This window comes from Aquitalea sp. ASV11, from assembly GCF_016429185.1.
GTDB lineage: Bacteria > Pseudomonadota > Gammaproteobacteria > Burkholderiales > Chromobacteriaceae > Aquitalea > Aquitalea pelogenes.
Map to the genome: position 1 here is coordinate 1 of NZ_JAELUD010000020.1, position 14,109 is coordinate 14,109.

The 14,109-nt window shown below is 60.7% G+C and carries 13 protein-coding genes; 5 read left to right on the forward strand and 8 right to left on the reverse strand.

The features are described from left to right. Positions 1-244: 244 nt before the first annotated feature. The 3 genes from pssA to JHD62_RS08730 form a co-directional block, all read right to left on the reverse strand. Complete coding sequence (pssA, locus tag JHD62_RS08720) at positions 245-1,585, reverse strand: CDP-diacylglycerol--serine O-phosphatidyltransferase (protein ID WP_199102559.1); 1,341 nt, start codon at positions 1,583-1,585, stop codon at positions 245-247. 109 nt (positions 1,586-1,694) lie between these two features. Beyond that, complete coding sequence (locus tag JHD62_RS08725) at positions 1,695-3,011, reverse strand: FAD-binding oxidoreductase (protein ID WP_199102560.1); 1,317 nt, start codon at positions 3,009-3,011, stop codon at positions 1,695-1,697. Positions 3,012-3,021: 10 nt separating this feature from the next. Further along, positions 3,022-4,350, reverse strand: coding sequence for a glutamine synthetase family protein (locus tag JHD62_RS08730; protein ID WP_199102561.1), 1,329 nt, complete (start codon positions 4,348-4,350; stop codon positions 3,022-3,024). A gap of 93 nt (positions 4,351-4,443) precedes the next feature. On the opposite strand from JHD62_RS08730, the gene JHD62_RS08735 reads away from it, so the two are divergent. From JHD62_RS08735 to parE, 3 genes are all read left to right on the forward strand, one after another. Continuing rightward, positions 4,444-4,599 carry a hypothetical protein gene (locus JHD62_RS08735; RefSeq protein ID WP_161937728.1) on the forward strand — a complete coding sequence of 52 codons (156 nt, stop codon included), beginning with the start codon at positions 4,444-4,446 and terminating at the stop codon, positions 4,597-4,599. Positions 4,600-4,747: 148 nt separating this feature from the next. Beyond that, on the forward strand, positions 4,748-5,314 hold the full coding sequence (locus JHD62_RS08740) for an RNA pyrophosphohydrolase (RefSeq protein WP_199102562.1): 567 nt from the start codon (positions 4,748-4,750) through the stop codon (positions 5,312-5,314). A 133-nt stretch (positions 5,315-5,447) separates the two neighbouring features. Beyond that, a complete protein-coding gene (parE, locus tag JHD62_RS08745; RefSeq protein ID WP_370541046.1) occupies positions 5,448-7,418 on the forward strand; it encodes a DNA topoisomerase IV subunit B in 1,971 nt (656 codons plus the stop codon). 74 nt (positions 7,419-7,492) lie between these two features. Here parE and JHD62_RS08750 read toward each other — a convergent pair whose 3' ends face one another. After that, positions 7,493-8,203, reverse strand: a complete 711-nt coding sequence (locus JHD62_RS08750) for an alanyl-tRNA editing protein (protein WP_199102564.1) — start codon at positions 8,201-8,203, stop codon at positions 7,493-7,495. A 164-nt stretch (positions 8,204-8,367) separates the two neighbouring features. Between JHD62_RS08750 and JHD62_RS08755 the strand changes: the two genes are divergently transcribed. Further along, positions 8,368-9,048 (forward strand): pseudouridine synthase, encoded by a 681-nt coding sequence (locus JHD62_RS08755; protein ID WP_199102565.1) that lies wholly within the window; start codon positions 8,368-8,370, stop codon positions 9,046-9,048. Positions 9,049-9,118: 70 nt separating this feature from the next. Here the strand turns inward: JHD62_RS08755 and queF are convergent, their stop codons facing one another. Both queF and murJ read right to left on the reverse strand, forming a co-directional pair. Beyond that, positions 9,119-9,958 (reverse strand): NADPH-dependent 7-cyano-7-deazaguanine reductase QueF, encoded by an 840-nt coding sequence (queF, locus tag JHD62_RS08760; protein WP_233160778.1) that lies wholly within the window; start codon positions 9,956-9,958, stop codon positions 9,119-9,121. A 22-nt stretch (positions 9,959-9,980) separates the two neighbouring features. Beyond that, complete coding sequence (gene murJ, locus JHD62_RS08765) at positions 9,981-11,516, reverse strand: murein biosynthesis integral membrane protein MurJ (protein WP_199102566.1); 1,536 nt, start codon at positions 11,514-11,516, stop codon at positions 9,981-9,983. A 122-nt stretch (positions 11,517-11,638) separates the two neighbouring features. On the opposite strand from murJ, the gene rpsT reads away from it, so the two are divergent. Further along, positions 11,639-11,902: a 30S ribosomal protein S20 gene (gene rpsT, locus JHD62_RS08770; protein WP_045847229.1), complete on the forward strand. Its 264-nt coding sequence runs from the start codon at positions 11,639-11,641 to the stop codon at positions 11,900-11,902. 103 nt (positions 11,903-12,005) lie between these two features. On the opposite strand, the gene JHD62_RS08775 is transcribed toward rpsT, so the two are convergent. Both JHD62_RS08775 and JHD62_RS08780 read right to left on the reverse strand, forming a co-directional pair. Then, on the reverse strand, positions 12,006-13,166 hold the full coding sequence (locus tag JHD62_RS08775; RefSeq protein WP_199102567.1) for an acetate/propionate family kinase: 1,161 nt from the start codon (positions 13,164-13,166) through the stop codon (positions 12,006-12,008). Further along, positions 13,163-14,092, reverse strand: a complete 930-nt coding sequence (locus tag JHD62_RS08780) for a phosphate acetyltransferase (RefSeq protein WP_199102568.1) — start codon at positions 14,090-14,092, stop codon at positions 13,163-13,165. Before JHD62_RS08780 ends, JHD62_RS08775 begins: the two co-directional genes overlap by 4 nt. Positions 14,093-14,109 lie beyond the last annotated feature (17 nt).

Here is a 14,109-nt window from a genome sequence, read left to right on the forward strand (position 1 = left end):
CGCCGATGATAGTGTGGCATTCGCCATGTGAAAGTAGGACACCGCCAGACTCCCCATTCGAAGCCCAGCTCAACCGAGCTGGGCTTTGTGCATTCTGGCTGCGGTAACAGCCATGCGCAATGCTGGCGGATTGGTACTGCTCATGAGGAAAATTGCCACTAATTTGCGGCCCCGAAAGCGTGCAGAGTCAAACAAAAAGCCACCCTGGGGTGGCTTTTTGCATTGGTGCCGGCAATTTTTTATCTTACAGCATCAGGTTGAGCATGCGGTCGATACGTACCCGACTCAGCCTGGTGAGGATGGTGCGGACCTTGAGCGGGTAGCTGCGCACACTTTCCAGTTGGCGGTAGTGATGGATGCGGGTGGTGTGCTGCAGGATATGTTGCTGCTCTGCATGGCTTTGGGCTTGCAGCTGTTGTTCCGGATCGTGGATCAGCAAGGCGTTTTCCAGATCCAGTCGGAAGGCTCGCGGGTTCATGTTGTTGCCGGTCAGCAGGATGTGCCGTGCATCACACCACATGCCTTTGAGGTGATAGCTGTTGTCACCATCTTTCCACAGGCACAGATTGAGCTTGCCGTTTTCGATCTGGACCTGACGGCGCTTGGCGAAGCGGCGCAGATTCATTTCGTACAGATAGGGCAGGGCACCGATCAGCTTGAATGGCTCGGATTCGGGAATGAAAAAATCGTTGGCGGTCTTGTCGCCCACGATGATGGTGACTTCAACGCCACGGCGTAGTGCACGGTTGATGGCGCGCAGCACCGCCATGGGGAAGTTGAAGTAAGGAGTGCAAATGACCAGGCGGTGCTGGGCATGAGCAATCAGTTGCAGGATGAGACGATTGAGCGGATTGCCCTTGCCCAGGCCGACAATCGGTGTGACTCCCATGCCTTGCTGGCTGATCTGCTGTCGCGGCAGGTGGTAGTGGGCTTGCTCCAGTCGGGCACGAAATGCACGGATTTCCTTGCGGATGCTGCGCGTGGCCGGAACCGGTTTGTCGAGCCGGAATACGGCCTCGTCATTGCAGATGTGTTGCAGGATGAAACTGGCCATGCAGTCAGCCAATGCCATGTTCTGAATCAGGTGGTAACGGTCGAAGCGGTATTTGTCCTGCTTGTGCAAGTAGACATTGTTGAGGCTGGCACCGCTGTAAATCACCAGGTCATCAATGATGAAGCCTTTCAGGTGCAGAACACCGAACAGCTCCCTGGTTTGGGTCGGGACGCCATAAATGGGTACTTCTACCGCATGCAGGCTGGCCTCTTTCCGATACCAGGCGGCATTGCAGCTGACATTGCTCTCGCCAATGCGGCCACGTTGCGCACGATGCCAGTCCACCAGAATGCGTACATCCAGTGCCGGGTTGCGCTGCTTGGCAGCGAAGATGGCGGCCAGTATTTCCTGTCCGGCTTCGTCCTGCTCCAGGTAGAGTGCCGCGATATAAATGCGCTGTTGCGCGCAATCCAGTTTGCTCAGCAGCGTCTGGCGGAAGTCGGCGGCAGATGGCAGGGAAGCAAAATCGCTGGCCGTCAGCGCAAAGCGTGGCAGACGCTCCAGGGAGGGACGGGAAAGTAGAAATGCCATGTGAATTACGCGTAAAACAGTTGATCGGGGCATCCTAGCATCGTTTGCCTGTTTTGGGGGATGCAGCTGCCTGAGGTCTGTTGTGGCGCAAGTCCTGGCTGCATGATGTCTAGAAACCTAGCGCATCGCGCAGGCGGTAATACAGGCTGCCCAGCCGGATCAGGCTTTCTTCCATGGAGGCCGGCAGCGGTAGCGGGTGGGCATACAGCTTGTTGAAGATGTCAAAGCGGCCCAGGTCTCCGGCAATGGCTTCGGCAATCATCTGTCCGGCCACACCGGTGAAGGCCAGCCCATGTCCGGCAAAGCCCTGCGCATGGTAGACGCGCTGTCCCTGACGGCCAATCTGGGGCAGACGGGCCGGGCCGATATCCACATGCCCACTCCAGGCGTAGTCGATCGGACTATTGTTGAGGCTGGGGAAAATGCTGACCATGCGGGCATGCCGATCCGCAATCAGCGCTTGTCGTTGCGCATAGGGCCGGCTGGTGCGCCCGCCAAACAGTAGGCGGTGGTCTGGCGTCAGGCGGAAGTAGTCCAGTAGCTTGTCGCTGCTGCAAACGGCAGCGCCTTCGGGTAGCAAGCTGGCGGCGTGTTCGGCTGTGAGCGGGGCTGTGGCGAGGATGTGCGACTCAACCGGCAGGATGGCGCGACGCAGCTGCGGTTGCAGTGCTCCGATATCGACATTGCAGGCCAGTACCATCTTGTCCGCCCGGATCCAGCCGCCGGGTGTGCCGATTTGCAGTCCCAGCCTGTCCTCGTCAATGGAAGTCACCGGACTGTGTTCGAACAGCCTGACACCGGCGCGGGATGCTGCGCGTGCCAGCCCCTGTGCATATTTTAGTGGATGCAGGTGGCCGCAACCGCTGTCGTGCAGCGCAGCGGTATAGACAGGTGAATTGATCTGTTCCGCCAGTTCCTTGCCTTCCAGCCATTGTGCATCGTGGTAGCCACAGCTGTGCAGCGTCGACAATTGTTTGCGTAACTGCTGATGCTGGTGGCGATTGCTGGCGGTGGTGAGAAAACCCCAGCGCAAATCACAGTCGATGTGGTGCTGGTGAATACGATTGGCAATCAGCGCCAGTCCGTCCAGCGAGGCTTCCCAGCATTGGCGGGCGGCACGGGTGCCCAATTGCTGCTCGAAGACCCGGAAGGGGGCAGCAAAACCATGCAGGATTTGCCCGCCATTGCGTCCGGATGCGCCAAAGCCCACCAGAGCACCTTCCAGTACGGCTACCGACAAGCCCTTTTCCACCAGGGTGAGCGCGGCTGACAATCCGGTCAGCCCCGCTCCCACCACGCAAACATCGCAGCGCACCACTTCGCCCAGCACCGGGTAGCGCTCGCGCAGGGGAGCACTGGCGGCGTACCAGGAGTTGACGTGATGTCCGTCAAACTGACTGAGATGGGGTGCATGTTCGCGTTTCATCTGGCCTCTTTCATGCCTGACCAAGCAGATGGCGGTATTCCCAGGCAGTCACGGTCTGGTTGAATGCCTGCCATTCGCTCAGCTTGAGCTGACAATAGCTTGCAACAAAGTGCGGTCCCAGTAGTTCGGCCAGTGCCTGATTGCCAGCCAGACGTTCGATAGCCTCCAGCTGCGTGCGGGCAAAAGCATAAGGCCGGCCATAGGCGCTGCAATCTAGCGGGGCACTTGGTTCCAGCTCCTGTTGCATGCCAAGCAAACCGCAGGCCAGCGTGGTGGCCAGAGCGAGATAGGGGTTGGCATCCACGCCCGGCAGCCGGTTTTCCACCCGGCGTGCCTGTGGACCGCTATGCGGAACACGCAGACCACAGGTGCGATTGTCATGGCCCCATTCCACATTGATGGGCGCTGCGGTGAACGGTGCCAGCCGGCGATAGGAATTCACGTAAGGGGCAAGCAGCAGCAGAGCATCGGGCAGATAGCGCTGCAGGCCACCGATATAGTGGGCAAAGCGCGCGGCAGGCTGGCCGTTGTCCTGCGAGAAGGCATTTCGCTGGCTGTCGGCATGGATCAGGCTCTGATGGATATGCATGGCGCTACCGGCATCATTGGCTAGCGGCTTGGCCATGAAACAGGCTTCCAGGCCATGGCGTGCCGCCGCGTGGCGCACCATCCGCTTGAACAGGAAGGCCTGGTCGGCCAAGGCTAATGCATCGCCGTGTTGCAGATTGATTTCCAGCTGACCGCAGCCGACTTCCTGCAGCAGGGTGTCGGCGCCAATGCCCAGCAGCTCGCAGCCATGGCGGATGTCTTCCAGCACGGCCTCCAGGTCGTGCAGCCGGTCCAGTGCATAGGGTTGGCGCAGGCTGTCGCCGTCCTTGCCGTAGCAGGCCGGGGCTTGCGGTGCCTCATCCAGCCCCTGGCGCCGGGCGAACAGGTAAAACTCCATCTCAGGTGCAACTACCGGCGTCAGCCCCTGTGCACGGTAGCGCTCGAGTACGCGGCGCAGCACATTGCGCGGTGCAAATTCCACCAGGCTGCCGTCCTCGTGATGGCAGTCGTGAATCAGCATGGCCGTGGGTTCGCGACACCAGGGCAGGCGGCGCAGTGTGCTGTAGTCAGGGTGCAGCACCATGTCCGGGTCCAGTTCGGGAACCAGCTCTTGCAGGCAGTCGCCGGTGATGCTTTGCATCAGGCCTACCTGGGAGAAGCGCAATTCGCTGCCGCTGGCCACGCTGCTAACGGGGAGAATCTTGCCGCGTGCACTACCGGTGATGTCGGAAAACAGGCATTCGACATGACGAATGCCGTGCTGATGCAGCCATTCTGCAGAAGTGTGCATGAAGGGTCCTTGTGCGTTGATTTGTCGAGAGCCGCCCTTTGGGCGGGCAAAACGGCAAGACGCTAGCGGTGACCGACTGCAGTGAATGGCTGGATGAAAAAGCCCAGCGACAGGGCGGTCGGATTGACCCAGGCGCACGGCACCGACACTGCAGCAGGCAGTGCATGGCGCATGGCGATGGGTGAATGGACGGGCATGGTCGCTTGGTTTTCCGTGTGGAGTGAAACAGTTGTTGTGCTGGATTTTTAAACGCCTTTGCCCTGTACCGTCAATTTATTTCATGCCCGGGTAAAGCCAGTGTGGTGGAATCGCAGCTTGTGCCTCGCGTCAGGCGCATGGCAAGAGCTGTCGAAATGTGCAAAAATTCGGTCAACTAGACGAATTGCAGGTTTTTTTCATGCTGGACCGGGACGGATATCGCCCCAATGTCGGAATCATCCTCATCAACGGAAAAAATGAGGTGTTCTGGGGCAAGCGGGTACGCGAACATTCCTGGCAATTTCCGCAAGGAGGCATCAAGCCGGGCGAAAGTCCGGAAGCGGCAATGTACCGCGAGCTTCTGGAGGAAGTCGGGCTGTTGCCGCAACATGTCAAGATTGTGGGGCGAACCCGCGACTGGCTGCGTTACGAAGTGCCCAGCAACTGGGTGCGCCGCGAATGGCGTGGCAGCTACAAGGGGCAGAAGCAGATCTGGTTCCTGTTGCGGCTGACCGGGCGGGATTGCGACGTCTGCCTGCGTGCCAGCAGCCATCCGGAATTTGACGGCTGGCGCTGGAATGATTACTGGGCACCGGTGGATGCCGTCATCGAGTTCAAGCGTGATGTGTATATCCGCGCGCTGACCGAGCTGTCCCGTTTCCTCAAGGGAATGGAAAGCTACGACGCGTTCCTGCAGCGCATGCGCCAGCCGGCCAAGGCGGCGCCGCTGGTCGAAGGCCTGCCGGGCCCGCAGCAGGATCACTGAACCGCCTGGCGGTTTGCTTCACCCATCTAGCAAGCGGCGGCCCTGGGCTGCCGTTTGAGCATCATGGCCATCCCTGCGGGGATGGTGACATCACCAGGCAGGCCCTGCGCACAGGGCCGCTACAGGCGACGATATATTTATGACTCAACAGTACGACGAATCTTCGGTACGAGTGCTCAAGGGGCTGGAGCCGGTCAAGGAAAGGCCGGGCATGTACACCCGCACCACCGACCCCACCCATATCTGTCAGGAAGTGATTGATAACGCGGCTGACGAGGCGCTGGGCGGCTATGCCCGCAAGATTGCCGTTACCGTGCACCAGGATGGTTCCTTGTCGGTGGAAGACGATGGTCGCGGCATTCCGGTTGGCCTGCATCCGCAAGAGGGCGTGCCGGTGGTGGAACTGGTATTCACCCGGCTGCATGCTGGCGGCAAGTTCAACAAGAAGGATGGCGGTGCCTATGCCTTCTCCGGTGGTTTGCACGGGGTGGGGGTGTCAGTCACCAATGCCTTGTCCACCCGGCTGGAAGTCGAGGTCAAGCGTGAGGGTGGCGTGCACCGCCTAGTGTTTTCCGGCGGTGATGTGATTGAACCCCTGGCCCGCGTTGGCGACTGCGGCCCGCGTACCAGCGGCACCCGTGTGCGAGTGTGGCCGGATGGCAAGTATTTTGAAAGCCCGCGTTATTCCTTGCCGGAACTGGAGCGCCTGCTGCGCGCCAAGGCGGTGTTGCTGCCCGGCGTGGCGGTATCGCTGACCGTTGAGAAGCCCAGTGGCGACGAGGTCAAGGTATGGCAGTATCCGCAGGGCCTGAAGAGCTATCTGGCCGAGCTGTGCAACGGCGACGAGCCGATTGCACCGCTGTTTGCCGCCGAGGCCTATATCGGTGACGACCACGAGCAATTTGCCAAGGGCGAAGGCGTGCAGTGGGCGATGGCCTGGTTTGAGGACGGTGCCAGTGGCGAGAGCTATGTCAACCTGATTCCCACCCCGTCCGGCGGTACTCACGAGGCTGGCTTGCGCGCAGGCGTGTTTGATGCGGTGAAGAGCTTCATTGACCACCACAACCTGCTGCCGCGCGGCGTCAAGCTGATGGCGGAAGACGTGTGGAGCCGGGTGCGCTTCGTGTTGTCGGCCCGCGTGCTGGACCCGCAATTCCAGGGCCAGACCAAGGACAAGCTCACCAGCCGCGATGCGCTGAAACTGATTTCCAGCCTGGCGCGCGACCCGGTGGAACTATGGCTGAACCAGAATGTGGAGGCCGGCAAGAAGATTGCCGAGCTGGCCATCCGCCAGGCGCAGTCGCGACTGAAGTCAGTCAAGAAGGTGGAAAAGAAAAAGGGCTCCGGCGTAGCCGTGTTGCCGGGCAAGCTGACCGATTGCGAAAGCGAAGACATCGAACGCAACGAGCTGTTTCTGGTGGAAGGTGACTCGGCCGGTGGCTCGGCCAAGCTGGCGCGCGACAAGGAATACCAGGCCATCCTGCCCTTGCGTGGCAAGGTGCTCAACAGCTGGGAAACCGACAAGGACCAGCTGTTTTCCAATGCCGAAATCCACGATATTTCCGTCGCCATCGGGGTGGACCCGCATGGGCCGGATGATCACCCGGACCTGTCCAGCCAGCGTTACGGCAAGATTGCCATCCTGTCCGATGCCGACGTGGACGGCTCGCACATCCAGGTGCTGTTGCTCACCTTGTTCTTCCGCCATTTCCCGCGGCTGATCGAAAACGGCAATATCTACATCGCCCAGCCGCCGCTGTTCCGCGTGGATGTGCCGGGTTCGGGCAAGAACCGTCCGCCACGCAAGATTTACGCGCTGGACGAAGGCGAGCTCAATGCCATTCTGGACCGTCTGCGCAGCGAGAATGTGCGCGAAGGCAGCTGGGGCATCTCGCGCTTCAAAGGTCTGGGCGAGATGAACCCGGAGCAGTTGAAGGACACCACCATGAATCCGGATACTCGCCGTCTGTCGCGGGTGCAGGTTCGTCCGGGTGAAATGGCGCAAACCCTGTCCACCTTTGTCATGCTGATGGGCAAGGGCGAGGCCTCCAGCCGCCGTAGCTGGATGGAAGCCAAGGGTAACGAGGTGGAAGCGGATATCTGATTCCGCAGGCTGCCAGCACAAGCAAAACGGGACCGTGAGGTCCCGTTTTTCATGCAGTACTTGTCAGGCAGGCCTCAGTCGGCCAGCGTCACCACCACCCGCTTGTTGCGCGCGCCCTTGCTTTCAATCTTTTTCACCAGCAGGCGGCCGATTTCTCCGGTGCGGCGCACATGGGTGCCGCCACAGGGTTGCAGGTCGACGCCGTCGATTTCGATCAGGCGGATTTCCGGTAGCTCCAGCGGCGGGGTGACCGACATGGTCTTGATCAGCTCCGGACGGGCTTTCAGCGCTGCGCCGCTGGTCATCTGGATGCTCACCGCCAGGTCCTGTGCCACCAGCGCATTCAGGCCGGCCTCGATCTCGTCCTTGTCCAGCTCCATGCCTTCCGGCAAATCAAAATCCAGTCGACCGCCTTCTGCGGTCAGATTGCCACCGGTGACCCCGGCCTTGATCACCACCGACAGCAGATGCAGGCCGGTATGCACCCGCATGTGACGATGACGGCGCGCCCAGTCCAGCGTCAGGGTGACGGCGCTGCCCGCAGCCAGTCGCTGTGCATCGGCCGCCGTGATGTGCAGAATCTCGCGGGTTTCGCGGTTGCGGCGGGTATCGCTGATGGCCAGCGTGCTGCCGTCTGCCAGGGTGAGCGTGGCGGTATCACCCGGCTGGCCGCCACCCAGCGGGTAACACAGGGTGTCTGCCAGCACCAGGCCGGCATCGTCATGACGGATGACCGTGGTTTCCAGGGTGGTTTGGTATGGGTCGAGGTAAAAACGCTCCGGCATGACTGCTCCTTGCATGGGGAATGATCTGATCATGACAGGGTGATGGCGTTGCGCTGCCATTTCAAGTGGCAATTCCCCGGCAAATGCAGGGTGACAGCTTGTGAAGCTGGGCCGGGGGTAAGATAATCGCCGCTCTTTACTTATTCTGTTCCCCTGTTGCCGCCATGAGCCAAGCCCATAATCTGGAAAACTACACGCCGCCGCCGGATACCGGCCTGTCAGTCATTTACGTGGATGACTGCCTGCTGGTGGTGGACAAGCCCTCCGGCCTGCTGTCGGTGCCGGGCCGTGGCGAGGGCAAGGACGACTGCCTGATCAGCCGGGTGCAAAAAGTGTATCCGGATGCGCTGACTGTGCACCGGCTGGACATGGCCACATCAGGCCTGGTGATCTTTGGTCGTGGTGCTGCCATGCAGCGGGCGCTGTCCATTGCCTTCATGGACCGCAAGGTGAAGAAGCGCTATATCGCTGTGGTGGACGGTATTGTGGAAAGCAATAGCGGCACCATCGACCTGCCGCTGATCATCGACTGGCCCAATCGCCCGCGCCAGAAAATCGACCATGTCGAAGGCAAAGAGGCCATTACCCATTACCGTGTGGTGTCGCGAGATACCGCACGCCAGACCTCACGCATGGAGCTGGACCCGCAAACCGGGCGCGCCCACCAGTTGCGCATGCACATGCTGCATCTGGAAAGCGGCCACCCGATTCTGGGTGATGACATCTACGCGCCACCGGAGGCGCTGGCCAAGGCCGACCGTCTGCTGCTGCATGCATCGCGGCTGGTGTTGCGTCACCCGGTGACGCAGGAAGAGATGGAATTCGACGCGCCCACGCCGTTTTGAGTGTGGTGTGGCAAGCAAACAAAAAAGGATGCCTGGTGGCATCCTTTTTTATTTGGCGCGGTGAAGTACTTTATTGCCGTGCCGTCCGGATATTGTCCTTCGGTGCCTGCTCGGCATTGCTGCGCCAGGGGTTGATGTCCAGGCCGCCACGGCGGGTGTAGCGGGCGTATACCGTCAGCTGTTCCGGTGCGCAGGCGCGCAGGATGTCGGTGAAGATGCGCTCCACGCATTGCTCGTGGAATTCGTTGTGCTGACGGAAGCCGATCAGGTAGCGCAGCAGCGCTTCTCGGTCCAGCTTGGGGCCGGTGTAGCGGATTTGCACGCTGCCCCAGTCCGGCTGGCCGGTCACCAGACAGTTGGACTTCAGCAGATTGCTGCACAGGGTTTCGCTCACGATATTGCTGGTATCGGCACGCAGGATGTCCGGGCAGGGTGCGTAGTTGTCCACAGCGATGTCCTGCTCGTCGATGTAGTCGCCAGCCAGTTCGGCAATGCGCTCGGCAGCAAAGTCCTGCGGCAGCTGCACGCTGACCGTGACGCTGCCGCCGGCAGCGTTGGACAGGTCCAGCGCCAGTTGGGCCTGCAATTCGGCCAGGCTGGCGATGCGGGTCTGGTTATAGCTGTTCAGGTAGAGCTTGAACGACTTGGATTCGATCAGGTTGGGGCTGTCTGCCGGAATGCGGAAGGTGGCAATGCCCACCTGCGGTTTGCCGCGTGCATTCAGCCAGGACAGTTCGAAACCGGTCCAGATATCCACACCGGCAAACGGCAGTGCCTGTTCGTTAACGCCGATTTCATCGCGTTTCATCTTGCGCGGAATGGGAAACAGCAGGCTGGCGTCGTACTGGTCCTGATAGCTGACGGTCTTGCCCAGCGGGGACTGTTCCGGTGACATGGCTTGGGGTTTCATGGCGACTCCTTGCAAAACGGTATCAATGTTCACGGCGCATGAACTGGCGCGGACGGAAACCCAGCGCAAACAGCATGGCGAAATAAGTAATGGCCCCGGCCACCACCAGCAGCGTCAGCCAGAGCACCCGTTGCCAGGCGTGGCCGTCCCAGTGGATGGGCAGTACGGCTTGCAGCAACAGCAATACCGCAGCCATGGCCAGAATAGCCAGTGCCATCTTGCCAAGGAAGCTGCTCCAGCCCGCTTGCGGCTGGTAGATCTGGCGCTTGAGCAGGGTGGAGAGCAGCAGGCCGGCATTCAGGCAGGAGGCCAGGCCGATCGACAGTGCCAGCCCGGCATGCTTGAGCGGGAAGACAAAGGCCAGATTCATCAGCTGGGTGCAGCACAGGGTAATCAGCGCAATGCGCACCGGCGTCTTGATGTCCTGCCGTGCATAAAAGCCTGGTGCCAGTACCTTGACCAGAATCAGCCCCAGCAGGCCAAAGGAGTAGGCAATCACCGCCTGCTGCGACATCAGCGCATCGTGGGCGGTAAAGCGGCCATACATGAACAGGGTGGACAGCAAGGGGCCGGACAACAGGCCCAGCCCCACGGTAGCCGGTACTGCCAGCAGCAGCGACAGGCGGATACCCCAGTCCAGCAGTACGCTGAATTCGCTATCCGACTTGCTGGCTGCGTGCTTGGACAGCGAGGGCAGCAGGATGGTCCCCAGTGCCACGCCCAGCACGCCGGAAGGGAATTCCATCAGACGGTCGGCGTAATACATCCACGACACGCTGCCAGTGGGCAGGAAGGAGGCAAAGGTGGAGTTGATCAACAGCGAGATCTGCGCCACCGACACGCCGAAAATGGCCGGGCCCATCTGGCGGATCACCCGCCATACCGCGGCATCCTTGAAGTCGAAGATGGGCATGGTGAGCATGCCGATCTGCTTGAGAAAGGGCAGTTGCCAAACCAGCTGGATCAGCCCGCCAACAAATACCGCCCAGGCCATGGCCATGATGGGCGGGTGAAAGCTGTGGGTGAAAAACAGCGCAAACACGATGAAGCTGAGGTTCAGGAAAGTGGGCGTGAAGGCCGGAATCGAGAACTTGCCCCAGCTATTGAGAATGCTGCCGGTCATCGAGGACAGCGAAATGAAAAAGATATAAGGAAACGACACGCGCAGGATGTCGGCAAACAAGGCCGCCTTGGCCGGTTCACGATAAAAGCCAGGGGCGGAAATCCACATGATGGCCGGGGCGGCCAGCATGCCGATGGCGGTGACCAGCAATAGCACCGAACCCAGCACGCCGGTGACCTTGGCGACAAATTCGCGGGTTTCCTCTTCGGTTTTCTGGTTCTTGTATTCACCCAGGATGGGGACGAAGGCTTGCGAGAATGCGCCCTCGGCAAACAGGCGGCGCAACATGTTGGGAATCTTGAAGGCAGCATTGAAGGCATCTGCCGACATGCCGGCACCAAATACGCGGGCGATAAGCGTGTCGCGGACCAGGCCGAGAATGCGCGACACCATGGTCATGCTGCTGACTGCAGCCAGCGCCTTGAGCAGGTTCATTGATGATGGGTGGGAGGGTTGAGCAAGCCGGCTAGTTTACGCTGGCGGGTTTATTGTTGCAAAACCTGCTGTTAAGGCTTAGAATCGCGGGTTTCAGATTCCGCTCATCAGGAGAAAGATTCATGGCTAACAGCGCACAAGCTCGCAAGCGTGCACGCACAGCCCTTAAGCAGCGCGCGCACAACGCCAGCCTGCGTACTGCGTTCCGTACTGCAGTAAAGAAAGTGCTTAAGGCAATTGAAGGTGGTGACAAGGCTGCGGCCAAGGTTGTGTTCCACGCTTCCACCAAAGTAATCGACCGTATCGCTGACAAGGGCGTGTTCCACAAGAACAAGGCAGCTCGTCATAAGAGCCGTCTGTCCGCTCAGATCAAGGCCATGGCCTGATTCCAGCCCAGCGCTGCAAGAAATGCATGAAAGCCCCGCCGTTGCGGGGCTTTTTGTTTGTCCACGTGGCGTGGGGTGTGGTGCATTTGCCACGCCATATTGCCTACTGGTTTAGCAAGGAAAACGCCTGTCTGGCCATCTCGCCTTCTTCGTCGGTATCCAGCACATAAGCGTGGTGCTGGCTGTTGGCTGCGGTCAGCTGGCGGGCATGTGCCAGGTTGGCCGCATGGTCGACCGCAAAACCCAGCCAGCCCAGCTGGCCCAGCACCCGGCCACGTACTTCTGCCGAATGTTCGCCAATGCCGGCGGTAAAGATGATGGCATCCAGCCCCTTCATGGCAGCGGCCAGCGAGGCAATTTCCCGCACGATGCGGTAGCAGTACAGCTCTACCGCTTCGCGTGCCGCAGGCAGTTTGCTGGCAAGCAGCTCGCGCATGTCGGCCGACAGACCGCCGGAGACGCCCAGCAGGCCGGAGTTCTTGTACAGCTCACGCCGTACCTCGCGTACCCCCATGCCTTCATGTTCCATCCAGTACAGCACCACTTCCGGGTCCAGATAGCCGGGGCGCGTGCCCATCATCAGCCCGTCCACCGCAGAAAAGCCCATGCTGGATGCCACGCTTTGCCCATGTTCGATGGCGCAGGCGCTGCTGCCACTGCCCAGATGGCACACCACCACCTTGCGCTCGGCCAGGTTCAGCTCCGGCAGGCGATGGCTGATGGAGGCATAGGACAGACCGTGAAAGCCGTAACGCCGCACGCCTTCTTCATGCCAGTGCCGGGCAATGCCAAAGCGGGTGGCGACTTCCGGCTGGCTGGCATGGAAGGCGGTATCAAAGCAGGCCAGTTGCAGCAGCCCGGCATCCACGGTGCGGAAAGCTTCGATCACTTGCAGGCTGACCGGCTGGTGTAGCGGGGCCAGCGGCACATAGTCATCCAGTGCCTGGCAGACAGACTCGTCCAGCAGGGTGATCTGATGGAAGCGACTGCCGCCGTGTACCACGCGGTGCACCACGGCGGTGACGGCAATGCCGTGATCGGCCAGAGTGTTGAGCATGGCGGCCACGGCAGCTTCGCGGCTGTCATCACCCAGCTCGCGCTCTTCCAGTTGCTTATGCAGGGTGTCGTGCAGGCTGAGGCTGGTGTGCGGCTGGCCGAAATGGTCGATCAGGCCGCGCATCAGCAGCGCACCGCCCTCCATGGCATACGCGCGGAACTTGAGCGTGGAGGAGCCGGCATTGACGGCAATCAGGGCCTTGATCACTGGCTGGCTCCGCGGCGGCGATGGGCCAGTACATTGGCGACGGCGGCAGAGGCCAGACGGCCGGTGGCGTCTTCGGCGCGGCTGGTCAGCACAATGGGCACGCGTGCGCCCATCACGATGCCGGCGGAGGCAGCAGCCGCCAGATAAGTGAGCTGCTTGGCCAGCATGTTGCCGGATTCCAGCTCAGGCACCAGCAGGATGTCCGGATCACCCGCCACCGGAGACACAATGCCCTTGGTGTCGGCGGCTTCATGCGAGATGGCATTGTCAAAAGCCAGCGGGCCATCCAGCACGGCACCGGTAATCTGGCCGCGATCAGCCATCTTGCACAGCGCCGCGGCATCCAGCGTGGCGCGCATGGCCGGGTTGATGGTTTCCACCGCCGCCAGAATGGCCACCTTGGGGCGGGCAATGCCCAGCGCATGGGTGAGGTCGATGGCGTTCTGGCAGATGTCGCGCTTGGTCATCAGGTCCGGTTCGATGCTGATGGCAGCGTCGGTGATGAACAGATAACGCGGATAACTTTCCACTTTCATGATGAACACGTGGCTGATGCGGCGGTCGGTGCGGATGCCGGTGTCGCGCGCCAGTACTTCAGTCATGAATTCGTCGGTATGCAGGCTGCCCTTCATCAGGATGTCGGCATAGCCGTCACGCACCAGTTTGACCGCCTGTTCGGCCGATGCATGGCTGTGCGGGGTGTCGATCAGCTCGAAACGGCTGATGTCCACATCCAGCTCTTCGGCCAGCTTCACCAGTTTGCTGCGCGGGCCAATCAGGATGGGCGTGGCAATGCCGTGATCGGCGGCCTCTACCGCACCCAGCAGTGCTTCACGGCTGCAGGGATGGGCCACAGCCATGGGGAGCGGGCCTTGTGCGGTGGCCTGTTGCAGGATGTCGTCAAATGCTTTGTCATCGCGGGTCATTCAGGGTCTCCGGAGCG

Excerpts from the sequence above, each read along its gene's own strand:
- pssA (WP_199102559.1), bottom strand. The coding sequence starts at position 1,585 with ATGGCATTTCTACTTTCCCGTCCCTCCCTGGAGCGTCTGCCACGCTTT.
- JHD62_RS08725 (WP_199102560.1), bottom strand. The coding sequence starts at position 3,011 with ATGAAACGCGAACATGCACCCCATCTCAGTCAGTTTGACGGACATCAC.
- JHD62_RS08730 (WP_199102561.1), bottom strand. The coding sequence starts at position 4,350 with ATGCACACTTCTGCAGAATGGCTGCATCAGCACGGCATTCGTCATGTC.
- JHD62_RS08735 (WP_161937728.1), top strand. The coding sequence starts at position 4,444 with ATGAAAAAGCCCAGCGACAGGGCGGTCGGATTGACCCAGGCGCACGGC.
- JHD62_RS08740 (WP_199102562.1), top strand. The coding sequence starts at position 4,748 with ATGCTGGACCGGGACGGATATCGCCCCAATGTCGGAATCATCCTCATC.
- JHD62_RS08750 (WP_199102564.1), bottom strand. The coding sequence starts at position 8,203 with ATGCCGGAGCGTTTTTACCTCGACCCATACCAAACCACCCTGGAAACC.
- JHD62_RS08755 (WP_199102565.1), top strand. The coding sequence starts at position 8,368 with ATGAGCCAAGCCCATAATCTGGAAAACTACACGCCGCCGCCGGATACC.
- queF (WP_233160778.1), bottom strand. The coding sequence starts at position 9,958 with ATGAAACCCCAAGCCATGTCACCGGAACAGTCCCCGCTGGGCAAGACC.
- murJ (WP_199102566.1), bottom strand. The coding sequence starts at position 11,516 with ATGAACCTGCTCAAGGCGCTGGCTGCAGTCAGCAGCATGACCATGGTG.
- rpsT (WP_045847229.1), top strand. The coding sequence starts at position 11,639 with ATGGCTAACAGCGCACAAGCTCGCAAGCGTGCACGCACAGCCCTTAAG.
- JHD62_RS08780 (WP_199102568.1), bottom strand. The coding sequence starts at position 14,092 with ATGACCCGCGATGACAAAGCATTTGACGACATCCTGCAACAGGCCACC.